General features: G+C 73.3%; 21 protein-coding genes and 1 riboswitch. Of the genes, 14 read left to right on the top strand and 7 right to left on the bottom strand.

Annotated elements, in window-relative coordinates; translation table 11 throughout:
- Positions 1-15 precede the first annotated feature (15 nt).
- Entirely contained in the window at positions 16-1,377 is a 1,362-nt protein-coding gene (locus QYM41_RS00330; RefSeq protein WP_368797748.1) for an MFS transporter, read from the bottom strand.
- A gap of 266 nt (positions 1,378-1,643) precedes the next feature.
- On the opposite strand from QYM41_RS00330, the gene QYM41_RS00325 reads away from it, so the two are divergent.
- From QYM41_RS00325 to QYM41_RS00280, 10 genes are all read left to right on the top strand, one after another.
- Positions 1,644-4,757 (top strand): Na+/H+ antiporter subunit A, encoded by a 3,114-nt coding sequence (locus QYM41_RS00325; RefSeq protein WP_368797747.1) that lies wholly within the window; start codon positions 1,644-1,646, stop codon positions 4,755-4,757.
- Positions 4,754-5,245, top strand: a complete 492-nt coding sequence (locus QYM41_RS00320; protein WP_368797746.1) for a Na(+)/H(+) antiporter subunit C — start codon at positions 4,754-4,756, stop codon at positions 5,243-5,245. Before QYM41_RS00325 ends, QYM41_RS00320 begins: the two co-directional genes overlap by 4 nt.
- Positions 5,242-6,882, top strand: a complete 1,641-nt coding sequence (locus tag QYM41_RS00315) for a Na+/H+ antiporter subunit D (protein WP_368797745.1) — start codon at positions 5,242-5,244, stop codon at positions 6,880-6,882. Before QYM41_RS00320 ends, QYM41_RS00315 begins: the two co-directional genes overlap by 4 nt.
- On the top strand, positions 6,879-7,574 hold the full coding sequence (locus QYM41_RS00310; protein ID WP_368797744.1) for a Na+/H+ antiporter subunit E: 696 nt from the start codon (positions 6,879-6,881) through the stop codon (positions 7,572-7,574). Before QYM41_RS00315 ends, QYM41_RS00310 begins: the two co-directional genes overlap by 4 nt.
- Entirely contained in the window at positions 7,571-7,843 is a 273-nt protein-coding gene (locus QYM41_RS00305; protein WP_368797743.1) for an MrpF/PhaF family protein, read from the top strand. Before QYM41_RS00310 ends, QYM41_RS00305 begins: the two co-directional genes overlap by 4 nt.
- A complete protein-coding gene (mnhG, locus tag QYM41_RS00300; protein WP_368797742.1) occupies positions 7,840-8,475 on the top strand; it encodes a monovalent cation/H(+) antiporter subunit G in 636 nt (211 codons plus the stop codon). The genes QYM41_RS00305 and mnhG overlap by 4 nt, the downstream gene beginning before the upstream one ends.
- A 58-nt stretch (positions 8,476-8,533) precedes the next feature.
- Positions 8,534-8,812 carry a DUF4235 domain-containing protein gene (locus QYM41_RS00295; RefSeq protein WP_368797741.1) on the top strand — a complete coding sequence of 93 codons (279 nt, stop codon included), beginning with the start codon at positions 8,534-8,536 and terminating at the stop codon, positions 8,810-8,812.
- A 123-nt stretch (positions 8,813-8,935) separates the two neighbouring features.
- A riboswitch (TPP riboswitch) is annotated at positions 8,936-9,055 on the top strand.
- A gap of 89 nt (positions 9,056-9,144) precedes the next feature.
- Positions 9,145-9,765, top strand: a complete 621-nt coding sequence (locus QYM41_RS00290; protein WP_368797740.1) for an ECF transporter S component — start codon at positions 9,145-9,147, stop codon at positions 9,763-9,765.
- Positions 9,762-11,384 carry an ABC transporter ATP-binding protein gene (locus tag QYM41_RS00285; RefSeq protein ID WP_368797739.1) on the top strand — a complete coding sequence of 541 codons (1,623 nt, stop codon included), beginning with the start codon at positions 9,762-9,764 and terminating at the stop codon, positions 11,382-11,384. Before QYM41_RS00290 ends, QYM41_RS00285 begins: the two co-directional genes overlap by 4 nt.
- On the top strand, positions 11,381-12,178 hold the full coding sequence (locus QYM41_RS00280; protein ID WP_368797738.1) for an energy-coupling factor transporter transmembrane component T family protein: 798 nt from the start codon (positions 11,381-11,383) through the stop codon (positions 12,176-12,178). The genes QYM41_RS00285 and QYM41_RS00280 overlap by 4 nt, the downstream gene beginning before the upstream one ends.
- A 7-nt stretch (positions 12,179-12,185) precedes the next feature.
- Here QYM41_RS00280 and QYM41_RS00275 read toward each other — a convergent pair whose 3' ends face one another.
- The 4 genes from QYM41_RS00275 to QYM41_RS00260 all read right to left on the bottom strand — a co-directional run bounded on the left by QYM41_RS00275 (position 12,186) and on the right by QYM41_RS00260 (position 16,730).
- Positions 12,186-13,067 carry an aminodeoxychorismate lyase gene (locus QYM41_RS00275; protein WP_368797737.1) on the bottom strand — a complete coding sequence of 294 codons (882 nt, stop codon included), beginning with the start codon at positions 13,065-13,067 and terminating at the stop codon, positions 12,186-12,188.
- 252 nt (positions 13,068-13,319) lie between these two features.
- The gene (locus QYM41_RS00270; RefSeq protein ID WP_368797736.1) at positions 13,320-13,913 is read right to left on the bottom strand and encodes a uridine kinase family protein; all 594 of its coding nucleotides are present in this window, start codon (positions 13,911-13,913) and stop codon (positions 13,320-13,322) included.
- Entirely contained in the window at positions 13,910-14,641 is a 732-nt protein-coding gene (locus QYM41_RS00265; protein WP_368797735.1) for a low molecular weight protein-tyrosine-phosphatase, read from the bottom strand. The genes QYM41_RS00270 and QYM41_RS00265 overlap by 4 nt, the downstream gene beginning before the upstream one ends.
- An 85-nt stretch (positions 14,642-14,726) precedes the next feature.
- A complete protein-coding gene (locus QYM41_RS00260; protein ID WP_368797734.1) occupies positions 14,727-16,730 on the bottom strand; it encodes a BCCT family transporter in 2,004 nt (667 codons plus the stop codon).
- A gap of 326 nt (positions 16,731-17,056) precedes the next feature.
- Here QYM41_RS00260 and dnaK point away from each other — a divergent pair, with 326 nt between their 5' ends.
- The 4 genes from dnaK to QYM41_RS00240 all read left to right on the top strand — a co-directional run bounded on the left by dnaK (position 17,057) and on the right by QYM41_RS00240 (position 21,195).
- Positions 17,057-18,913: a molecular chaperone DnaK gene (gene dnaK / locus QYM41_RS00255; RefSeq protein ID WP_368797733.1), complete on the top strand. Its 1,857-nt coding sequence runs from the start codon at positions 17,057-17,059 to the stop codon at positions 18,911-18,913.
- Positions 18,914-18,915: 2 nt separating this feature from the next.
- Positions 18,916-19,572, top strand: coding sequence for a nucleotide exchange factor GrpE (locus QYM41_RS00250; RefSeq protein ID WP_438612527.1), 657 nt, complete (start codon positions 18,916-18,918; stop codon positions 19,570-19,572).
- 164 nt (positions 19,573-19,736) lie between these two features.
- Positions 19,737-20,753: a DnaJ C-terminal domain-containing protein gene (locus QYM41_RS00245; RefSeq protein ID WP_368797731.1), complete on the top strand. Its 1,017-nt coding sequence runs from the start codon at positions 19,737-19,739 to the stop codon at positions 20,751-20,753.
- Between the two features lies 1 nt (position 20,754).
- Entirely contained in the window at positions 20,755-21,195 is a 441-nt protein-coding gene (locus QYM41_RS00240; RefSeq protein ID WP_368797730.1) for a heat shock protein transcriptional repressor HspR, read from the top strand.
- A 21-nt stretch (positions 21,196-21,216) separates the two neighbouring features.
- Here QYM41_RS00240 and QYM41_RS00235 read toward each other — a convergent pair whose 3' ends face one another.
- Entirely contained in the window at positions 21,217-21,711 is a 495-nt protein-coding gene (locus QYM41_RS00235) for a GNAT family N-acetyltransferase (RefSeq protein WP_368797729.1), read from the bottom strand.
- Positions 21,708-22,499: a tRNA (guanosine(46)-N7)-methyltransferase TrmB gene (gene trmB / locus QYM41_RS00230; protein ID WP_368797728.1), complete on the bottom strand. Its 792-nt coding sequence runs from the start codon at positions 22,497-22,499 to the stop codon at positions 21,708-21,710. Before trmB ends, QYM41_RS00235 begins: the two co-directional genes overlap by 4 nt.
- Between the last annotated feature and the right edge of the window lie 2 nt (positions 22,500-22,501).

The raw sequence follows: 22,501 nt of genomic DNA, 5'->3' as shown, positions 1-22,501 counted from the left end.
CGGCTCCCCGGTCGGCTACCGCGCCCGGTCGGCGGGCGGCGGCGCGGCCGCCGGCTCGCTCCTCGGCTCGCTCCTCGGGTCGCGTGCGCGCAGCAGCAGGAGCAGGCCGGCGCCGACGACGAGGAGGATGCCCAGGATGCCCCAGCGCTGCGCGCCCAGCACGGAGACGAACACCGCGAACAGCGTGGGCGCCAGGAAGCTCACGGCCCGGCCGGTGGTGGCGTAGAGGCCGAACAGGGCCCCCTCCTCCCCGGTCCGCGTGAGCCGGCCGAGGAACGTGCGGGAGGCCGACTGCGCCGGGCCCACGAACAGGCACAGCAGCAGGCCGCACACCCAGAACGCGGCCGTGCCCTCGAGGACCAGCAGCGGGGCCCCGGCGAGCAGGATGCCGACGAGGGACGCCGCGATGACGCGCTTGGGCCCCACGCGGTCGTCGAGCCGGCCGCCCACGAGGGCCCCCACTCCCGCGGCCACGTTGCCGACGATCGCGAAGACGATGACCTCGCTCAGGGTGAAGCCGAAGGTGCCGGCCGCGATGACCCCGCCGAAGGTGAACACCGCGTTGAGCCCGTCCCGGAACACGGCGGAGGAGAGCAGGAACCACAGCGTCTGCGGGGCGTCCCGGTACAGCTCCCGCAGGGTCTGCCAGAGCTGGCGGTAGGACCGGACCACGGACGGTCGCGGCCCGCGCCGGGTCGGGCGGATCTCGGGCACCACCAGCAGCACGGGGATCGAGAACAGGGCGATCCACAGTCCCGAGAACAGGGCCACCGCCCGCACGTTGAGGGCGTCCTCCTCCGGGAGGCCGAGCAGCCCCGGGGTGATGAACCCGAAGAGCACGATGGCCAGGGCCACGATCCCGCCGAAGTAGCCCATCGCCCAGCCCTGGCCGCTGACCCGCCCGATGTGCTCGCGGCCCGCGATCCCCGGCAGCATCGCGTTGTAGTTGACGACCGCGAACTCGTCGAAGACGTTGGCCAGGGCCAGCAGGCCCACGCCGAGGTAGAGGTAGGGCTGGTCGGGCAGGACCAGGAAGCACAGGGCCGTGAGCAGCGCGGTGAGCATCGTGTTGACCCCGAGCCAGAGCTTGCGCCGGCCCGCGCCGTCGCTGCGCTGCCCCACCACCGGGGCCAGCAGGGCGACCACCACGCCGGCGGCGCCGATCCCGTAGCCCAGCACCTGCGAGGCGTGGTCCTCCCCGCCGAACGGGGCGCTCGTGAGGTAGACCGTGAAGACGAACGTGGTCATCACGGCGTTGAAGGCCGCGGACCCGGCGTCCCACAGGCTCCACGCCCACACGTGGGAGCGGCGCGGCGCGAACGGTGCCGCGAGAGGGGCCGGGGAGGGGGCCGGGGGGCCGGGGGGTGTCGCGTCCATGGCAGTCATGCTAGGCCCGCGGCGTCGCGCGGGGCCGGTGGCCCGGCCGTGGGCGCCGCGGGTGTTCCGGTTCCGTCCAGGGAGTCTGCCGGGAACCGCCAGGTTCCGCCCGCGCAGCGGGCCGGGGCCGCCGCATCCCCTTTGATAAGCTGGTTTCCCCGGGTGCGCCCCGGTCACCCCGTGCTCGCACAGCACCTCCGTGCCCCGCGTCCGGGCTCCTCGACGCCCGACCGCCGATCCCTTCCCCGACCCCCCGGAGGCGCCTGATGACCGCTGTGCTCCTGCTCCACGCAGTGGTGGCGGCGGTCGCGCCCCTGCTGTTCGCGCGGATGGGACGCAGTGCCTTCTACCTCCTCGCGGCGGTTCCCCTCGCCGGTTTCCTGTGGCTGCTGGTCTCCGCCCCCCGGGTGTACGGGGCCGAGAGCGGCTGGACCGAGGGCGGGCAGTGGATCCCGTCGCTGCGCCTGGACCTCGTCCTGCGCATGGACGCCCTCTCGTGGACGATGTCGCTGCTCGTGCTCGGGGTGGGCTCCCTGGTGCTCTTCTACTGCGCCCGCTACTTCAAGTCCGACGCGAGCGGCATCGGCGGCTTCGGCGCCCAGCTGCTGGCCTTCGCGGGGGCCATGTTCGGCCTGGTGACCGCCGACGACATGCTGGTGCTGTTCGTCTTCTGGGAGATCACCACCGTCCTGTCCTTCCTGCTCATCGGCTACAGCCGCACCCGCCTGTCGGCCCGGCGGGCGGCGCTGCAGGCGCTGGTGCTCACCACCGCGGGCGGACTGGCGATGCTGGTGGGCATCGTGATGCTGGGGCAGACGGCGGGGACCTACCGGATCTCCGAGGTGCTCGCCGCGGCGCCGGAGCTGGCCCAGCGGGGAACCGTGGTGGACGTGGCGGTGCTCCTGCTCCTCGTGGGCGCCGTGACGAAGTCCGCGCTGATCCCGCTGCACTTCTGGCTGCCGGCCGCGATGGCCGCACCCACCCCCGTGTCCGCGTACCTGCACGCCGCGGCGATGGTCAAGGCCGGCATCTACCTGGTGGCCCGCTTCGCGCCGGGCTTCGCCGAGACCGCGCTGTGGCAGCCCGTCGTCGTGCTGCTGGGCCTGGGCACCATGCTCTTCGGGGGCTGGGCGGCCCTCAAGCAGTACGACCTGAAGCTGATCCTCGCCTACGGGACCGTCAGCCAGCTCGGCTTCCTCGTGGTGGTCGTGGGCCACGGCTCGGCGGACACCGCCCAGGCGGGCCTGGCCATGCTGCTGGCCCACGGCCTGTTCAAGGCCACGCTGTTCCTCGTGGTCGGCATCATCGACCACCGGGCGGGCACCCGGGACATCCGCCGCCTGTCGGGGCTCTCCCGCCGCGTGCCGGTGCTGTTCGCGGTCTCGGTCGTCGCCGCGGCGTCCATGGCCGGCCTGCCGCCCCTGGCCGGGTTCGTGGCCAAGGAGGCGGTGCTCGCCGCATTCGTCCACCACGCGGACGACGCCGCCGGCACCGCGGTGCTCGCCGGTCTCGTGGTGGGCTCCGTCCTGACCTTCGCCTACAGCGCCCGCTTCGTGTGGGGCGGCTTCGCGCAGAAGTCCGCCGAGTTCTCCGAGCTCGACGCCGGGGTGGGCGGCAAGGCCGTGATCAGCGACATGCAGCGGGTCGAGCCCGCCTTCCTCGCCGCCCCGCTCCTGCTCTCCGTGCTGACCGTGGTCCTCGGCCTGTGGCCCGGACCGGTCGAGGCGATGCTGCAGCCCTACGTGGACACGTTCCCGGCCGAGGAGGGCTACGAGTTCTACCTGGCCCTGTGGCACGGGCTCACCCCCGCCCTGGGGCTGTCCGCGCTCGTCGTGGCGGGCGGGCTGCTGATGTACCTGGGCCGCCGCCCGGTGGCGGACCTCCAGCGGGCCCTGCCGTCCCTGCCCGCCGGCGAGCTCCTCTACCGTCGCACCATCAACGTCCTCGACCTCGTGGCCGTGTGGATCACCGGCCGCACCCAGCGCGGTTCGCTGATGTTCTACCTCTCGGTCATCCTCGTCACGGCCATCGTGGTCCCGCTCGTGGCGCTCGTCCTGGAGGAGACCCCGCCCCTGGGCGCGCTGCGGGTCTCGGACGGGCCGGGCCAGCTGATCACCGGTGCGGCCATGGTCGTGGCGGCGCTGCTGGTGCCCCTGGCCACCAGGCGCTTCCTCGCCGTGCTGCTCGTGTCGGTCACCGGCTACGGCATGGCCCTCGTCTTCGCCCTGCACGGCGCCCCGGACCTCGCCCTGACGCAGACCCTGGTGGAGACCGTGCTGCTGGTGGCCTTCGTGCTCGCGCTGCGCTCGCTGCCCGCACCCCTGTGGCACCGCAACCCGGCCGGGCGCCGCCTCCTGCGCGGCACCATCGCGGTGACCTTCGGGCTGTTCATGATGGCGCTCGCGGCGTTCAGCATCTCCTCGCGCACCGCCGACCCCATCTCCCTGGAGCTGCCGCGGATGGCCTACGAGCTCGGCGACGGACAGAACGTGGTCAACGTCCTCCTCGTGGACATCCGGGCCTGGGACACCTTCGGGGAGATCTCGGTGCTCGTGCTCGCGGCCACCGGGGTGGCCTCGCTGATCTTCGTCACCGGCCGGGGGGACCGCATCGTGCGCTCCGGTGAGGACCCCACCACCGACCAGCTGCGGGTCATCCGCCGCCGCAACGCCGCGGCGGTCTCGCCCGGCGGGGAGCGGCTGGACATCGGTCTCGCCCGCCGCGACGACGACCTGGAGGACCCCTACCTGCTCGCCGGCCGCACGCTCGCCCCCGAGCGGCGCTCGATCGTCTTCGAGGTGGTCACGCGGCTGCTCTTCCACACGTTCATGATGGTCTCGCTCTACCTGCTGATCGCCGGGCACAACGACCCCGGCGGCGGATTCGCCGGCGGGCTCATGGCGGGCCTCGCCCTGACGGTGCGCTATCTCGCGGGCGGGCGCTACGAGCTCGAGCTGGCCACCCCCATCAACGCGGGCGCGATGCTCGGAGCCGGGCTGGCGCTCGCCGCGCTCTACGCCGTGACCCCGGTGTTCCTGGGCGGGTCGGTGATGCAGAGCTACACCGTCGAGGTCGAGCTGCCGGTCTTCGGCGCCGAGAAGTTCGTGAGCGCCCTGATCTTCGACGTCGCGGTCTACCTCATCGTGGTGGGGCTGATCCTCGACATCCTGCGCTCGCTCGGCGGGCGGATCGACCAGCGGATCGAGGAGGACGCCGTCCGCCGCCGCCGGCGCGCCCCGGGCCGCGGCACCCGCATCCGCGTCACCCGCCAGCGCGCGGTGGGCGCCGGGGCCCCCACGGGCTCCACCACGGCGACGTCCGTGACGTCGCCCACCCCGATCACGAGGACCGGCGCGGCCGGGGGCGGAGGGCACCGATGACCGTGAACCTGACGCTGCTGGTCGTGATGGGCGTGCTCTACGCCGTGGGCGTGTACCTGCTGCTCGAGCGCTCGCTCACCCGGGTCCTGCTCGGGCTGATGCTGCTGACCAACGGCACGAACCTGCTGATCCTGCACGCCGGCGGGGTCGCCGGCTTCGCCCCCCTGTACGAGGAGTCGATCGCCGCGGAGGACTACAGCGACCCGCTGCCCCAGGCACTCATCCTGACCGCCATCGTGATCTCCCTCGCCGTCACCGCGTTCCTCCTGGGCATGATCTACCGCTCCTGGGTGCTCGGGCGCCGGGACGAGATCCAGGACGACGTCGAGGACCGGCGCGTGGCACGGCAGTCCTCCTACGACGTGGAGAGCGACGCCGACGTCCCCGCCGACACCTCGGAGTTCGACGACGGAGCCCCGTACCGGGACCCGGACGAGTCCGTCGAGACCCCGGGCGTGCGGGGCCGCGCGGGGGAGGAGCGCCGATGACCGTCAACCTCGCCCAGCTGGCCCCGCTCGCCGTCATCATCCCGTTCCTGGGGGCCGCCCTGAGCCTGCTGCTGCTGCGGCGCAACGCCCTCCAGCGGACGGTGGCCATCGGCTCTCTCGTGCTGACCCTCGTGGTCGAGGCCCTCGTGCTCGTGAGCACCTGGGACGTGGGTCCGCAGGCCGTCCAGCTCGGGGGGTGGCGCGCGCCCTGGGGCATCGTCATGGTCGTGGACCAGCTCTCGTCGCTGATGCTCGTGGTCTCGACCATCGTCTCGCTCGCCGTGCTGGTCTACGCGAGCGGTCAGGGGGTGGCCGACGGCGACGAGGAGGGGCCGATCTCGATCTTCCACCCCTCGTTCCTCATCCTCGTGGCGGGGGTCTCGAACGCGTTCCTCGCCGGGGACCTGTTCAACCTCTACGTGGGCTTCGAGATCCTGCTGACCGCGTCCTACGTGCTCATGACGATGGGCGGGACCGTCCAGCGCATCCGCACCGGCGTGACGTACGTGGTGGTCTCGGTGATCTCCTCCGTGCTGTTCCTGATCACCATCGCGATGGTCTACGCGGCCACGGGCACCATCAACATGGCGGACCTCTCGGTCAAGCTCGAGTCCCTGCCGGTGGGCACGCAGATGCAGCTGCACCTGATGCTGCTGATCGCGTTCGGCATCAAGGCCGCGGTCTTCCCGCTGTCCTTCTGGCTGCCGGACTCCTACCCGACGGCCTCGGCGCCGGTGACGGCGGTGTTCGCCGGCCTGCTGACCAAGGTGGGCGTGTACTCGATCATCCGCACCGAGACGGTGCTGTTCCCGGGCGAGCGCCTGGACGACCTCCTGATGTGGGTCGCGCTGCTCACCATGGTGGTGGGCATCCTGGGCGCGCTCGCGCAGATCGACATCAAGCGCATGCTCTCGTTCACGCTGATCAGCCACATCGGGTACATGATCTTCGGCGTGGCCGTGGGCACCCAGGAGGCCCTCTCCGCGACCGTCTACTACGTGGCCCACCACATCGTGATCCAGACGAGCCTGTTCCTGGTGGCCGGGCTGATCGAGCGCCGCGGCGGCTCGACCAACGTGGACCGCCTCGCCGGGCTGGCCCGGATCTCCCCGCTGCTCGGCCTGCTCTACCTGGTCCCGGCGCTCAACCTCGGCGGGATCCCGCCGTTCTCCGGGTTCCTGGGCAAGGCCGGTCTGCTGCAGGCCGGCGTGGACCGGGGCGACGGACTGGCCTACGCCCTGGTCGCAGGGTCCGTGGTGGTGTCCCTGCTGACCCTGCTGGCCCTCATGCGGGTGTGGAACCGCGTGTTCCTCCGCGCCCCCGAGGACGCGGAGTACCCGGATCCGATCCTGCTGGCCCCGGTGCCCGCCGGCTCCCGGTTCCTGCTCAGCTCGGGCAGCGTCGACGACCAGGCGGGGAGGTTCGCGGGCAAGGGCGACGTGCGCCTGATGTCCCCGTCCATGCTCGGCGGGGCCTCGGCCCTGGTCGCGGTGGGCGTGGCCCTGACGGTGTTCGCCGGGCCGGTCTTCCAGCTCGCGGACAACGCCGCGGAGAACCTCGTCCGGCCCGAGCGCTACGTCGAGGCGGTGCTGGCCCCCGAGTCCGCGCCCCGGCCCGTCGTGGAGGAGGCACCGTGACCCGGCCCAAGAACTCCCTCCTCGTCGAGCTGCCGCTGCTGGTGTGGCTCGTGGTCGTGTGGGGCGCCCTGTGGGGCGACTTCGGCATCGGCAACCTGCTGCTCGGCCTGGTCCTGGCCCTGCTCGTGACGTGGGTCCTCTACCTGCCCGCCGTGCAGCTGTCCGGCCGGTTCAACGTGCTCCAGTTCGCGGTGTTCACCGTGACGTTCGTGTGGCAGGTGGCCAAGGCCAGCGTCGAGGTGATGCTCATCGCGATCCTCGTGGGACCGCGTGCGCGCAACGCCGTGGTGGGGGTGCGCCTGCGCACCCGCTCGGACCTGCTCCTGACGGCCACGGGGCACACCATGACCCTGATCCCCGGCTCGCTCGTGGTGGAGGTGGACCGTGCCGCCGGCACGCTGTACTTCCACGCCCTCAACATCCGCGACGCCGAAGAGGCGGAGCAGTTCCGCCGCTCCGCGCTGCGGGTGGAGGCCGCCTGGATCAGGATCATGGGCACGCGGGAGGACCTCGCCGCGCTGCGGGCCGAGCGGCGCGGGGAGGGAGCGGCCGGCACGGACCACCGGAGCACCGCCGCGATCGGTTCCCCGGTCACCGCGAGCCAGCAGGTCGTGGGCGGCCGCCGCGACGACGCCCCGTCCGGGACCGGGAACGGCGCCCCGTCCGAGACCCCCGAGGAGGACCGCCCGTGATGGAGATCGCCGTGGCCGTCGCGGCCGTGCTGCTCAGCGCGGCCGCCGCCGGCACCCTCTACCGGATCGCCAAGGGCCCGTCCCTGCTGGACCGCGTGGTGGCCACCGACGTGCTGCTGGCCATCGTGGCGGCCGCCCTGGCGGTGGAGATGGCCTACCACGGCCACCTCAACAACCTGATCCTCATGGTGATCGTCTCGCTGGTGGGCTTCATCGGATCCGTGACGGTGGCCCGCTTCGCCACCCAGACCGCCGAGCACGGGCGGTGAGCGCCGTGCTCGACACCGTGCTGGACGCCGCCGCGGCCGTGTGCCTCGTGGTCGGTGCGCTCATGTCCCTCGCCGCCGCGATCGGGCTGGTCCGCTTCCCTGACCTGCTGACCCGCATGCACGCCGGGACCAAGCCGCAGGTCTTCGGGCTGCTCCTCATGCTCACGGCCGTGGCCCTGGAGAACCGCGACCCCGTCATGATCCCGCTCATCGCCCTCGGATGGGTCTTCCAGCTGCTCACCGTGCCCGTCTCGGCGCACATGGTGGGGCGCTCGACCTACCGGAGCAAGCACCTGAACCGGGCCACGCTGACGCAGGACGACCTGCAGGAGGTGCTCGACCGCGCCGCGGACCGGTCACCGGAGCGCGGCGGGGGCCGCGGCCCCGGGAACACCGCGGAGAGCACCGGGGAACATGCCGCAGGAAGTGCCGGGAGGACCGCGTCAGGGGCCCCCGGGGGGAGAGTCGGGGAGAGTGCCGCCGGACCTGCTGCGGGGAGCGCCGCCGGGACCACCGCGGGCAGCACGGCGAGGGACTCCGCCGGGGACGCCGCCGCGGTGCTCCCGGCACCGAGCCCGGACGGCCGGGAAGCAGACGGACAGCAGGCTGACGGAGCGGCGGGGACGCGTTAGGCTGGTCCGGATCGACGGGGCGCACCGGCGTCCCCCGGACGACAAGGAGCAGCACTCCATGAACACCAAGGTTCTCGAACTCGTGGGCACCGGCCTCTCGCTCGGCGGCGTGGCGCTCTCGCACAAGGTGCTGGGCGCCGCGTGGACGCGCATCACCGGCGACCCGCCCCCGGCCAAGAACCCGGACCCGGACGAGGCCTGGGCCGGGATCATCATCTGGGCGCTCATCACCGGCCTCGTGGGCACCGTCATCAAGGTCGGCATCTCCCGTCAGGTCGCGAAGCTGGAGAACCGCCCCCGGGAGAGCCCGAAGGTCTCGAGCCAGGCCGAGGTCTGAGACCCGGCGAACACGCTCGCGCAGGGGCCCCTCCCGCCGCACACCGCACCGGCGGCCGGCGGGAAGGGCCCCTCGTCGTGCGGGTGCGCGCGGACGGGCGGGCGACGGGGTAGAATCGGTGCCACTGAACGACAGGGGAGCGCCCCACCGGTGACGCCGGTGTGGCGCTGAGAGTGCGGATCGCCGCAGACCCTCGAACCTGCTCCGGTTAGCACCGGCGAAGGGAGTCGAGCATCTCAGGGGTGTTCCCCGGGGGCGCCACCGGCGCGGACCCGGAAGAACCCCGTCCCCTCCTGGCACCGACGGCTCGCTGAGCCCAGGAGGAACGCACCGTGAACAGCACCACCCACCGTCCCGCCCGCCGCCCCGGCACGTCCCGCGCCCCGTCCTGGCGCGTGGTCGACATCGTCGTGGCCGCCGTCCTCGCCGCCGTGTGCGCGGTGGTCTTCTGGGCGTGGTCGAACCTGCTCTATCCCGTGGTCGGCACGGCCGCGGTGGCCTATCCGCCCGCCGTGGGCCTGATCGCCGGCGGCTGGCTCGTGGCCGGCGTGCTCGGCGGGCTGATCATCCGCAAGCCCGGCGCGGCCCTGTTCTGCGAGCTGCTCGCCGCCGTGATCGAGAGCTTCCTGGGCACCCACTTCGGCCTGCTGGTCGTCCTGTCCGGTCTCGTCCAGGGCATCGGCGCCGAGCTGGCCTTCGCCGCCTTCCGGTACCGCCGCTTCGACGCCCTCGCGGCGGCCGTCGCGGGCGCCGTGAGCGGGATCTTCCTCGGCGTCCACGAGAACATCGTCTACAACTACGAGTGGACCCTCGGCCACCAGGCGGTCTACGTGGTCCTCGCCGCCGTCTCGGGGGCGGTGCTGGCGGGTCTGCTGATGCACGCCGTGGTGCGGGCCCTCGCGGGCACCGGCGTCCTGCAGGGACTGGCCTCCGGGCGGGCCGTGCGGCGATGACGGCGCCCACCACCCGGCGCCGGGCGGTGCCCGCCGCCCGCGGCGCGCGCGTGGAGGCCCGCGGGTTCGGGTGGCACCACCCCGGACGGGACACCGCGGCCCTGCACGGTCTCGACCTCGTGCTGGAGCCGGGGGAGCGGGTGCTCCTGCTGGGTCCCAGCGGGGCCGGCAAGTCCACCCTCCTGCACGCCCTGGCGGGGGTCCTCCACGACGACGACGGCCGGTCCGGCGCCGGCGAGCTGCTGCTCGACGGACTCCCGCCGGACCGCGCCCGCGGCCGCGCCGGCCTCGTGCAGCAGGATCCCGAGTCCCAGGTGGTGCTGTCCCGGATCGGTGACGACACCGCGTTCGGCCTCGAGAACCTCGCCGTGCCCCGGGAGCAGATCTGGCCGCGGGTGCGCGAGGCCCTCGGGGCCGTGGGCCTCGACCTCCCGCTCGAGCACTCCACCTCGGCCCTGTCCGGAGGGCAGAAGCAGCGCCTGGCGCTCGCGGGTGCCGTGGCCATGAGCCCCGGGCTGCTGCTGCTCGACGAGCCGACCGCCAACCTGGACCCCGCCGGCGTGCGGCAGGTCCGCGACGCGGTGGTCTCCTGCCTCGACCGCAGCGGCGCCACGCTCGTGGTCGTGGAGCACCGCGTGGCCGTGTGGGCCGAGGTGGTGGACCGTGTCGTCGTGCTCGGCCGCGACGGCGGGATCACCCACGACGGGTCGCCCGGGGAGGTGCTCGGCGCGGCAGCCGACGAGCTCGCCCGGGCGGGGGTGTGGGTCCCCGGCCGGGTGCCGTCCACGCGCGCGCCCGCCCGCCCGTCCGGCCCCGTGAGCGCCGATCCGGCGGACCGCCTGCTGACCGCCGCCGGCCTGGCCGTCTCGCGCACCCAGCCCTCGGCGCGCCGGCTGCGCGCCCGCCGCCGGGCGGCCCGCCGCGGCCGGCCCCTGTCCGACGCCGCGGCCGGCCGTGACCTCCCCGCGGCGGTGAGCGACGTGGACCTGGGGCTGCGCCGTGGCCGCGCGCTGGCACTGACCGGGCCCAACGGCGCCGGCAAGTCCACGCTCGCCCTGACGCTCGCGGGTCTGCTGGCCCCCGTGCGCGGCACCGTGACCGCCCACCCGGACCTCGACCGCGGCGCGGGTCCCGACCCCCTGGAGTGGAGCGGCAGGGAGCTCGTGGCCCGGATCGGGACGGTCTTCCAGGAGCCCGAGCACCAGTTCCTGCGCGCCACCGTGCGCGCCGAGCTGGAGCACGGCCCCCGGGTGGCGGGCACGCCGGCGGCCGAGCGGGAGCGGCGCACGGACGAGCTGCTGCGCCGGCTGCGGCTCTCCCACCTGGCCGACGCCAACCCGTTCACCCTCTCCGGCGGCGAGAAGCGGCGGCTGTCCGTGGCCACCGTGCTCGCCACGGACCCCGACGTGCTGGTGCTCGACGAGCCCACGTTCGGCCAGGACGCGCTGACCTGGGCGGAGCTCGTGGAGCTGCTCGTGGAGCTGCTCGACGCCGGCACGTCGGTGCTGGCCGTGACGCACGACGAGGACTTCGTGCGCGCCCTCGGCGCCGAGGTGCTCGAGCTCGGTCCGGCCGGCCCCCGCGTCCCGCTGCGGCCGGCCCCGGAGCCGGTCCGGTGAGCGCCCCCGCCCTCGCGCCGTCGGCGCGGCTCTCCCTCCTGGGGCGGACGAACGCGCTGGCCAAGCTGGCCGGGGCGCTGCTGCTGACCGTGGTGCTCGTGCTCAGCGCGGACCCCGTGACGTCGGGGACCGTGCTGCTGGGCGAGGTGGTCCTCCTGGCGCTCGCGGGCCAGCACCCGGTCGCGCTGCTGCGCAGGGCGTGGCCGGTGGTCGTGGCGGCCCTCGTGAGCGGGTGGGGCACCGCCCTGCTCGCGGAGGACTCCGGGCCCGTGCTGCTCGACCTGGGGGTCACCGGCGTCTCGGTCGGCTCGCTGGCCGCGGGCGCGGCGATCGCCCTGCGCGGGCTGGCCCTGGCCCTGCCCGGGCTGATGCTGGTGCTCACCACCGACCCCACGGACCTCGCGGACGGCCTCGCCCAGACGCTGCGCCTGCCGGCCCGCTTCGTGCTCGCCTCGCTGGCCGCGCTGCGGCTCGTGGGCGTGATGGCCTCCGAATGGGCCACGCTCGCCATGGCGCGTCGAGCCCGCGGTGCGGGGTCGGGGCACGGGCCGGTGGGCGCGCTGCGGGAGTTCGGCGGCCAGGCCTTCACGCTGCTGGTGCAGTCCCTGCGCCGGGCCACCCGGCTGTCGGTCACCATGGAGGCGCGCGGCTTCGGGGCGGGTCCGCGCACGTGGGCCCGCGTCCCCGGCCACTCGTGGCGGGACGCCGTGGTGCTCGGGGGCTGCGCGGCGGCGGCCGTGGCGGGCCCGGCGGTGTCCGTGCTGCTGGGCACGCACCGGTTCATCTGGGGCTGAGCCCGGGTCAGACCTGCTGGACCCAGTGGGTGACGAGCCGGGTCAGCTCCGGGTCCACCGGCAGCGGCTGGTGGTCGAGCCGGCGCACCGGCACCGCGAGCCGGACGCTGGAGACCAGCCACACGGCGTCCGCCTCCATGAGGTCCGCGGGGTACAGCGGTCCGTAGCCGAGCTCCCAGCCGTCCCGGCGGGCGGCAGCGAAGATCTTGGCCTGCGTGGTGCCGGGCAGGATGCCGTGCGAGGGCTCCGGGGTCACGAGGGTGCGGCGGCCGGCCCGCACGCGGGCGCAGACCACGGAGGACGTCGCGCCCTCCAGGACCCTGCGGCCCTCCGTGGTGAAGACGGCCTCGTCCGCTCCGAGGGAGCGGGCGTGACGCAGGGCCGCCATGTTGATCGCGTAGGAGAGCGTCTTGGCCCCCGGCAGCAGCCACGGGTAGCCGGCGTCCTGGGCGGGATCGTGGCCGCGCGGCAGCAGCACCGCGGTCACGCCCTCCCGCCGCTGCCGGAACGTGGACTCGGGGACGGGACTCACCGTGATCCAGGACCACGGGCCGCCCTCCGGGCTGCCGCGGCTGATCACGACCTTGACGCTGTGCTCGGCACCCAGGCCGCCCTCCCCGCCGGGCGCGGCGTGGGCGAGCGCGAGCTCCACCGCTCCGCGCACGTCCCGAGCCGAGGGCACGGGCAGCTGCGCCAGCCGCGCGGAGGCCGAGAGCCGCTGGTGGTGGGCCTCGAACTTCTGCACGCGCCCGTCGACGGCGCGCATCGTCTCGAAAACGCCGTCCCCGCGGGTGAGCCCCTGGTCGTCGATGCGCACGAGCGGGACGGAGGGATCGGCGAGGACGCCCTCCGGGTGGGCGGCGTCGAGGACGACGACGGTGCTGGTCACGGCTCCTCCATCCGGCGCGTCCGGTCCGCCGGGTGCGCCCGGTTCCGCGGGTGCGTCAGGTGTGCCTGGCCCGTCGGGTGCGTCCGGACCGTCGGGCGCACCCGGTTCCACTGGTGCGTCGGGTACGTCGGGTGTGCCGGGCCTGTCGGGTGCGTCCGGAGCGTCGGTCGCCCCCGGGTCCTCCGGTGTGCCCGGTTCCTCAGGTGTGCCCGGGTCCTCTGGTGCGTCCGGTCCATCGGGTGCCTTCCGGCGTCAGCAGACCGGTCCGGGGTGCAGGATGTCCACCTGTTCCCACACGTGGTCCTCCGCGAGGTAGGCGTCCTCCTGGGCGGCCCAGCGGTCCCAGTGCTCGGCGTAGTAGGACCCGTCGCGGCTCAGGGCGCGGTCGTAGCGCAGGGCGGTGGGCAGCTCGACCCACACGGAGAGGTCCAGCAGCCGGCGGGCCTCGGCGCTGCAGGCGCCGACGCCCTCCAGCACGACGACCTCCGCCACCCGGGTCAGCCGGGGCGTGCCCGGGGAGTCGGTGACCCAGTCCCAGGCGCTCCACTCCGCGTCCCGGCCCTCGCGCAGGGGCGTCAGGACCTCGTCCACGTACGTGCGCCGGCCGGGGCCGAGCCCGTCCCAGCCCGGGTAGAGGTCTTCGAGGTGGAACAGCGTCACGTCCCGCACCAGGCGCAGCACCGTCACCAGCTGCTCGGCGAGGCTGGTCTTGCCCGCGCCCGAGCGGCCGTCGACGCCGATGAGGTAGGGGCGGCGCGTGGGGCACGGAAGCAGCCGCGCCAGGTTGGTGCCGGCGGGGTTGGCGGCGGCGAGCGCAGGGTCCAGCTCGAGCTCGATGTCGATCACGTGCGTCCGGCGTCCTGTGCGGCATCCCGCCCGGCGTTCTGCGGGGCTTCCCGCCCGGCATCCTGGACGGCGTCCTGTCCGGCGTCCTGCCGGGCTTCCGGTCCCGAGTCCTGCGCGGGATCCCGCCCGGCGTCCTGCGGGGCCTCCCATCCGGAGTCCTGCGCCGGTCGGGGCACGGTCCCCTGTCCGGATCCCGGCCCGGCGTCCTGCGCCGTGTCCTCCGGGGACTGCTGTCCGGCGCGGAGCTCCCGGGCGACGGCACGGACCACGCCCGGCACGGCGGCCGCGATCATGGCGTAGGTGGTCTCGAAATCCTCCGGACCTCCGTACCAGGGGTCGTAGATCCCCAGCTCCTCGGGCTCGAGGTGCGCGACGGCCGGGTCGAACTCCCGCAGCAGCCGCACCTTGGCGGCTGTGGTCCCGTCCGGAGCGAGTGCTCGCAGGCGCCGCCAGTGGCCGACGTCCAGGGCGAGCACGAGGTCGCGGTCGTCGAAGCGGACGGGGTCGAAGACGCGGGCGGCGTGCCGGGAGGCGTCGAGCCCCTCGCGGCGCAGCAGCTCGTCGGCGCGGGGATCCACGGGATTGCCGAGCTCCTCGTCGCTGACGCCCGCCGAGTCGATCCGGACGTGCTCGGCCAGGCCGGCGGTCTCGACGGCGCGGCGCAGCGCGAGCTCGGCCATGGGCGAGCGGCAGATGTTGCCGGTGCACACGGCCACGATCGAATACATAGCGGGCAGTCTAGGCCGTCCGGTCCCGGCACGAGAAGTGCGGCCGCCGTCCCGGGGGACGGCGGCCGCACTCGTGCTCGTCGGATCAGGCCCGGTCGTGGTCCTGACGGAGAGCGAGGTCCTCGTCGGGGTCCAGGTGCGAGTCGTCCGGGGTCTGATGCGAACCGTCGGGCGTCTGACGCGATCCGTCCGGGTTCAGGACCGATCCGTCCGGGGCCGCACGGGAGCCGGTCTCCGCGGCGAGGTCGATCTCCTCGCCGTCCTCGTCGACCCTCCGGTACCAGTCGGTCACGGCAGGATCGTGCGAGTCGAACGTCTCACCGGCCGCTCGGGCACCCGGGGCGTGCTCCACCTGCAGGGCGAAGTCGTCGCCGTGCTCCTCGATGCCGTGGATCACGGCCTTGCGCACGGCGGTGAGGGCGAACGCGTGCCGGATGGTGGCCGGGTCGCTGCGCAGGTCCTTGTAGAACGCGACCATCAGGAAGGCGACGATCACCGCGAACGGCAGGGCCGAGACGGTCACGAGGTTCTGCATGCCGGTCAGGGCGTCGTCCCCGCCCACGAGCATCATGACCGCCGCGATGCCGCCGAGGCACAGGCCCCAGAACACCACGATGGACCGGTTGGGCTCCGGCCGCCCGCGCTGGGACAGGGTGCCCATGACGATGGACGCGGAGTCCGCACTGGTCACGAAGAAGATGCCGATGACAATCATCGCGAGCACCGAGGTGATCGCGCCGAGCGGGAGGGCGTCGAGCATGCCGAACAGCACGGCCTCCTGGCCGCCGGCGGCCGCGAGGTCGGTCCCGGTGCGCTGCAGGTACATGGCGGTGCCGCCGATGACCACGAACCAGAGCACGCACATCGAGGAGGGGACCACGAGCACCACGGTGACGAACTGGCGCAGCGTGCGGCCCCGGGAGATCTTGGCGATGAACATCCCGACGAACGGGGACCACGACAGCCACCACGCCCAGTAGAAGACGGTCCAGCCGCCCGCGAAGGCGGTGGCGTCCTCGCCCCAGCCGCCGGTCTGCCCGGTCATCCACAGGTACTCCTGCAGGTACGTGCTGAACACGGCGGGGACGAGGTCCAGGATCAGGACGGTGGGGCCGACCACGAACACGAACAGCGCCAGCAGGAAGGCCAGCAGCAGGTTCGTGTTGGAGAGGTAGCGGATGCCGCGGGCCACGCCGGAGACGGCGGAGACCACGAAGGCGGCCGTGAGCACGGCGATGACGGCGATGAGGCCGCCGTTGCCGAGCGGCCCCCAGCCGGCCACGATCTCGAGGCCCCGGGAGATCTGCAGCGCGCCGATCCCCAGCGAGGCCGCGGTGCCGAACAGGGTCGCGAAGATGGCGAACACGTCGATGAGCCGGCCCAGGCCGCCCTCGGCGCGCTGCTGGCCGATCAGCGGGACGAAGATCCGGCTGATGAGCGGCGGGCGCCCGCGGCGGTAGGCGCCGTAGGCGACGGCGGAGCCGACCACGGCGTACATGGCCCAGGGGTTCAGACCCCAGTGGAAGGCCGTCTGGACCAGGGCGTAGACGGTCATCTCCTCGGAGCCGGGCTCCGCGCCGAAGCCGGGCACACCCGCGCCGAAGTGGCTCAGGGGCTCGGAGGCGCCGTAGAACATGAGGCCGATGCCCATGCCGGCGGCGAAGAGCATGGCCAGCCACGAGAAGAAGGAGTACTCGGGCTTCTCGTCGTCCATGCCCAGCGGGATCCGGCCGGTGCGGCTGAAGCCGACGACGAGCATGAACAGCACGGCGGCGGTGGAGAGCGCGGTGAAGAACCAGCCCGCGTTGCCGGTCACCCAGCCCAGGGCCGCGGTGGAGGCCGCGGTCAGGGACTCGGTGGAGAGGACGCCCCAGGCGATGAACGCCACGATCAGCGCGGCGGTGACGAGGAAGACGACCTTGTCCGTGCCGTAGTGCAGCTTCTGGTCCTCCACGGCGATGCCGGGGACCAGGGCGGGGTGGATGCCGTGGGGGTAGTTGATCTCCCGCAGCACCTCGCGCGGCCTCGGCCGGTGCGAGGACCCGTTCGGGCTCTGTGGTTGCGGCGAATGGGGCGGTGTGGTGCTCACGGAGGCTCCTGCGGTGTCGAGTGCGTGTGCGGTGTCGTGTCGGCGTGCGTGAGTGGGCGTGCGGGGCGGACCGGAGGTGTCGATGAGGACCCGGCAGTCCGGGCGCAACAGTCCAGTCTACGGCACGGGGTCCGGGCGGCCGAAGGGGGAGTGGTGTCTCACACCCGGTGCGGCAGATAGCTTGAGTCGACAAGACTCAACTCAAGTTGACATCGACGGTGCACGTGGCAGACTTGAGTCAGGAAAACTCAAGACCTGAGACCTCCGGGACCCAACGGGGCCAGCACGGCCCGCCCGGTTCAGCTCGACCCGAAGGAGAACACTCCATGTCCCGTGCAGTAGGAATCGACCTCGGCACCACCAACTCCGTGGTGTCGGTGCTGGAGGGCGGCGAGCCCACCGTCATCGCCAACGCCGAGGGCAACCGGACCACGCCCTCCGTCGTCGCCTTCTCGAAGGACGGCGAGACCCTGGTGGGCGACATCGCCAAGCGCCAGGCCGTCACCAACGTGGAGCGCACCATCGCCTCCGTCAAGCGCCACATGGGCACCGGGTGGTCCACCGACATCGACGGCAAGAAGTACACGCCGCAGGAGATCTCGGCGCGCATCCTCATGAAGCTCAAGACCGACGCCGAGTCCTACCTGGGCGACAAGGTCACCGACGCCGTGATCACCGTCCCGGCGTACTTCAACGACGCCGAGCGCCAGGCCACCAAGGAGGCCGGTGAGATCGCCGGCATGAACGTGCTGCGCATCGTCAACGAGCCCACCGCCGCGGCGCTGGCCTACGGCCTGGAGAAGGGCAAGGAGGACGAGCTGATCCTCGTCTTCGACCTCGGCGGCGGCACCTTCGACGTCTCCCTGCTGGAGGTCGGCAAGGACGAGGACGACTTCTCCACCATTCAGGTCCGCGCCACCGCCGGTGACAACCGGCTCGGCGGCGACGACTGGGACCAGCGCGTGGTCGACTGGCTGCTGTCGCAGGTGAAGCAGAAGACCGGGGCGGACCTGTCCAAGGACAAGATCGCCCTGCAGCGCCTGAAGGAGACCGCGGAGCAGGCCAAGAAGGAGCTCTCCTCCGCGACGAGCACCAACATCTCCCTCCAGTACCTGTCCGTGACCCCCGAGGGGCCGGTGCACCTGGACGAGCGCCTCACCCGGGCGAAGTTCGAGGAGCTCACCCGCGACCTGCTCGAGCGCACCGAGAAGCCCTTCAAGGACGTCATCGCCGAGGCCGGCATCTCCGTGTCCGACATCGACCACGTGGTGCTGGTGGGCGGCTCGACCCGCATGCCCGCCGTCGCGGAGACCGTCCAGCGCCTGGCCGGCAAGGAGCCCAACAAGGGCGTGAACCCGGACGAGGTCGTCGCCGTCGGCGCGGCGATCCAGGCCGGCGTGCTCAAGGGCGACCGCAAGGACGTGCTGCTGATCGACGTGACGCCGCTGTCCCTGGGCATCGAGACCAAGGGCGGGGTGATGACCAAGCTCATCGAGCGCAACACGGCCATCCCCACGAAGCGGTCCGAGACCTTCACCACCGCCGAGGACAACCAGCCGTCGGTGTCGATCCAGGTCTTCCAGGGCGAGCGCCAGTTCACCCGGGACAACAAGAACCTGGGCACCTTCGAGCTGACCGGCATCGCCCCGGCCCCCCGCGGGATGCCGCAGATCGAGGTCACCTTCGACATCGACGCCAACGGCATCGTGCACGTCTCCGCGAAGGACAAGGGCACCGGCACCGAGCAGTCGATGACCATCACGGGCGGGTCCTCCCTGTCCAAGGAGGACATCGACCGCATGGTCAAGGACGCCGAGGCCAACGCCGAGGCGGACCGGGTGCGCCGGGAGGCCGCCGACCTGCGCAACAACGCGGAGCAGCAGGCCTACTCGGTCGACAAGCTGCTGAAGGACAACGACGAGAAGCTGCCCGCGGACGTGAAGTCCGAGGTGCAGGCCGACGTCGACGCCCTGAAGCAGGCGCTCGAGGGCGAGGACGACGACGCCGTGAAGACGGCCTACGACAAGCTGCAGCAGTCCCAGACCAAGCTCGGCGAGGCCCTCTACGCACAGTCCCAGGCCGAGGGTGCCGAGGGCGCCCCCGGTGCGGGTGCGACCGGCGCCCCCGGTGACGAGGACATCGTCGACGCCGAGGTCGTCGACGACGAGGACGAGAAGAAGTGAGCATGCCCGACCCCACGCCAGGACCCGACGAGAACGCGGCGGAGAACGGCCCCGGCAACGGTCCCGGGGACGCGGCCGCGCAGCCCGACGAGCACCGCTCGCAGGACTCCGGATCCGGCCCCCGCGAGGAGGCCGGGCCGGAGGGCCTGACGGTGGACGACATCCTCTCGACGCCCCAGTCGACCGACGCCGAGTCGGGGGACGCCGCCCCGTCGGCCGCGGAGGCGGCGGACTCCCCGTCGGCCGCCCTCGCGGAGGAGCGGCTCGAGGAGCTGCGCCGCCTGCAGGCCGAGTTCGTCAACTTCAAGCACCGCACGGCCCGCGAGAAGGAGCAGCTGCGGACCTTCGTGACGGGCGACCTCCTGCAGACGCTGTTGCCGGTGTTCGACGACATCGACGCGGCCCGGCAGGCGGGCGACCTCACGGACGGCCCGTTCGCGGCGATCGCGAACAAGCTCGAGGAGACCCTCGTGCGGCAGGGGCTCGTGCGGATCGGGGAGGTCGGGGAGAAGTTCGACCCGACCGTCCACGAGGCGGTCCTGCAGCAGCCCACCAGCGAGGTCGAGCCCGACCAGGTCTCGATGGTGCTCCGCTCCGGCTTCCGGATCGGCGAGCGCGTGGTGCGGCCCGCCCAGGTCGCCGTCGCGGTCGCAGAGTGAGGCCCGTCCCGGCCTGATCCGTGCGACGGCAGGGGAGGCCCGCCCCGCGGGCCTCCCCTGACCCGTCCTCCCGTCCCCGGCGCCGCGGCACCGGGGACCACCCCAGGACACCCACCGGGCCCTGTCCCGCAGGACCCCGACCGGCCCCACAGAAAGGAGGCGTCATGGCCAGCCAGGACTGGATCGACAAGGACTTCTACAGCATTCTCGGCGTCTCCAAGGACGCGTCCGCAGCCGACGTCAAGAAGGCGTACCGCAAGCTCGCCCGCCAGTACCACCCGGACCAGAACCCGGGCGACGCGGAGGCCGAGCAGCGGTTCAAGGACATCACGGAGGCGAACTCCGTGCTCTCCGACCCCGAGGAGCGCAAGCAGTACGACGCGATCCGCGCCATGGGCTCCGGTGCGCGCTTCACCGCCGGCGGCGCCGGCGGCGCGGGCGGCTCGGCGAACTTCGAGGACCTCTTCGGCGACATCTTCGGCGGGGGCGGCGGCGGCAGGCGCCGCCGCACGACGTACTCCACGGGCGGGCCGGGCGGCCAGCCCGGGTTCGAGGACCTGTTCGCGCAGTTCGGCGGTCAGACCGGGTACGGAGCCCCGGGCGGCTACGCCGGCTACCAGGGCCCGCCGGCGCGCGGGGAGGACATCCGCACGGAGACCACCATCCCGTTCCGTTCCTCCGTCCACGGCACCACGATCAAGCTGCGCCGCGGCAACGGCCAGGAGACCACGGTGCGGATCCCGGCCGGTGTGCGGGACGGGCAGAAGCTCAAGCTCGCCGGCAAGGGCCACTCCGGGCCCGGTGGACCCGGCGACCTCTACGTCACGGTCCACGTGAGCCCGCACGCCTTCTTCCGGCGGGTCGAGGGCACGGACGACGTCGAGGTCACCGTGCCGATCTCGTTCCCCGAGGCGGCGCTCGGCGCCACGGTCGAGGTGCCGGCGCTGGACGGCGGCACCGTGCGGCTCAAGGTGCCCGCCGGCACGTCCTCCGGCCGGCGCTTCCGCGTCAAGGGGCGCGGGTTCAGCACGGCCAAGGGCGCGGGGAACCTCATCGTGACGGTCGAGGTGCACGTTCCCGCCGACCTGGACGAGCGGGCCCAGGAGGCCGCCCGGGCCTTCGCCGAGGCGACCGCCGCCGAGGACCCGCGGGCCGGCCTGGCCGCGAAGGCGCGGGTGTGAGATGGCACTGGACGCCGACCAGCCGCTGTTCGTGATCTCCGTGGCCGCGGAGATCGCGGAGATGCACCCGCAGACCCTGCGCCAGTACGACCGGCTCGGTCTCGTCAAGCCGTCCCGCGCCCCGGGCCGGGCCCGGCGGTACTCCCAGCGGGACATCGAGAAGCTGCAGCAGATCCAGGTGCTCTCCCAGCAGGGCGTGTCCCTCGAGGGCATCCGGCGCATCCTGCAGCTGGAGAACCAGGTCGCGGCGCTGCGCTCGAGGGTGGCCGAGCTGTCCCGGGAGCTGGAGGAGGCCCGGGACCGGGCCGAGGAGTCCTCGCGGATCTTCGCCGCCGGTGTGGGCGGGGACGTGGTGCGCATGGCCCGCGGCGCCCGTCCCCGAGCCCGCAAGATCTCCCAGGCCGTGGTGCTCTACCGGCCACCTCGTACGCAGGACCGCTGACCGCCCGGTCCCCGGGCCGAGTCAGCGCAGGGGCTTCTCGAAGGCCACGTCGTACACCCCGCCCGGGTAGACCCGGGCCGGACCGGGCAGCACCACGTACCCGCTGCCGCGGTAGAGGGCGTAGGCCTCGGGCTGCCGGCTGCCCGTGGTGAGGCGGATCCGCCGGTAGCCCGCCGCGGCGGCGAGCCGCTCGAGCTCGGCGAGGACCCGCCGCGAGATCCCGCGCCGGCGGTGCTCCGGGGCGGTCCACACCCGCTTGAGCTCGGCGGTGTCGTCGTCGTGCCGGCGGAACGCGCCCCCGCCCACCGTCACGCCGTCCTCCAGCAGGAGCAGCAGGGCCCCGGCAGGAGCGGTGAAGTCCTCCACCGGGTGGTCCGCCATCTCCTCCGCGCCGATGGCGGGCCCGTAGCGCTCCACGTACTCGAGGTGCAGCCCCTGGAGCAGCGGCCGGGTGCGGGGATCGCCCGGGAGCACGACGACGAAGCCGTCCCGCTCCGGCCCGGGCCGCTCGTTCACGCCGTCCGGCGGTAGAGGAGGTCGCGCGGGACGCGGCCCGCCTCCTGCGCCTTGCGCTCGAAGCTCGTGAGGATCCGTCCCTCCCAGCGGGGGGCCCAGCCGGTGTCCGGGTGCTCGTCGTCGGCGAGCGGGCCCGGGTGGACGTTCTCGAAGTGCGGGGACGCGTCCAGGACCTCCCGCATGACCAGGGCGTACTCCTGCCAGTCCGTGGCGAGCCGCCACAGCCCGCCGGGCGCCAGCACCCGGGCGGCGAGCTCGGCGAACGCGGGGGAGACCAGGCGCCGCTTGTGGTGGCGGGTCTTGTGCCAGGGATCCGGGAAGAACACCCACAGCTCGTCGACCGAGCCCGGAGCGAGCATGTGCTCCAGGACCTCGGGCGCGTTGGCCTGCACCACCCGGACGTTGTCGACGCCGGCCTGGCCCGCCTTGAGGAGCAGGTCCGCGATCCCGGGCTTGTACACCTCGACCGCGAGGTAGTTCCGCCCGGGGTCCTGGGCGGCGGCGTGCACGACCGCCTCGCCGAGCCCCGAGCCGACCTCCACGACCAGGGGGGCCTCGCGGCCGAAAGCCGCGGCCGCGTCGAACTCGTGATCGGGGTGCACGGAGGTGTCGGTGCGCACCCGCGGGATGTCGAGCACCCGCGTGGGCGCCCAGTCGTCCCAGGCCTTCTGACGCCGGGCGGTGAGGCGGTCGCCGCGGCGCACGAAGGAGTACGGCCGGCGGTGGAACTCCTCGGGGACGGGACCCTGCGGGGTGCCCTCTGCGGGGGAAGGGGTGTGCTCGCTCATCG

The sequence above is a fragment of the Kocuria oxytropis genome, assembly GCF_040981195.1.
In the GTDB taxonomy this organism is placed as follows: Bacteria; Actinomycetota; Actinomycetes; order Actinomycetales; family Micrococcaceae; genus Kocuria; species Kocuria oxytropis.
The sequence above is the reverse complement of the archived record's forward strand: the minus strand, read 5'-3'. Positions and strand labels throughout refer to the sequence as shown.

What these genes read in the sequence shown, in the direction of transcription:
- dnaK (WP_368797733.1), top strand. Translation starts at nt 17,057, where the DNA reads ATGTCCCGTGCAGTAGGAATCGACCTCGGCACCACCAACTCCGTGGTG.
- QYM41_RS00325 (WP_368797747.1), top strand. Translation starts at nt 1,644, where the DNA reads ATGACCGCTGTGCTCCTGCTCCACGCAGTGGTGGCGGCGGTCGCGCCC.
- QYM41_RS00265 (WP_368797735.1), bottom strand. Translation starts at nt 14,641, where the DNA reads ATGTATTCGATCGTGGCCGTGTGCACCGGCAACATCTGCCGCTCGCCC.
- QYM41_RS00330 (WP_368797748.1), bottom strand. Translation starts at nt 1,377, where the DNA reads ATGGACGCGACACCCCCCGGCCCCCCGGCCCCCTCCCCGGCCCCTCTC.
- QYM41_RS00245 (WP_368797731.1), top strand. Translation starts at nt 19,737, where the DNA reads ATGGCCAGCCAGGACTGGATCGACAAGGACTTCTACAGCATTCTCGGC.
- QYM41_RS00320 (WP_368797746.1), top strand. Translation starts at nt 4,754, where the DNA reads ATGACCGTGAACCTGACGCTGCTGGTCGTGATGGGCGTGCTCTACGCC.
- trmB (WP_368797728.1), bottom strand. Translation starts at nt 22,499, where the DNA reads ATGAGCGAGCACACCCCTTCCCCCGCAGAGGGCACCCCGCAGGGTCCC.
- QYM41_RS00240 (WP_368797730.1), top strand. Translation starts at nt 20,755, where the DNA reads ATGGCACTGGACGCCGACCAGCCGCTGTTCGTGATCTCCGTGGCCGCG.
- QYM41_RS00295 (WP_368797741.1), top strand. Translation starts at nt 8,534, where the DNA reads ATGAACACCAAGGTTCTCGAACTCGTGGGCACCGGCCTCTCGCTCGGC.
- QYM41_RS00315 (WP_368797745.1), top strand. Translation starts at nt 5,242, where the DNA reads ATGACCGTCAACCTCGCCCAGCTGGCCCCGCTCGCCGTCATCATCCCG.
- QYM41_RS00250 (WP_438612527.1), top strand. Translation starts at nt 18,916, where the DNA reads ATGCCCGACCCCACGCCAGGACCCGACGAGAACGCGGCGGAGAACGGC.
- QYM41_RS00285 (WP_368797739.1), top strand. Translation starts at nt 9,762, where the DNA reads ATGACGGCGCCCACCACCCGGCGCCGGGCGGTGCCCGCCGCCCGCGGC.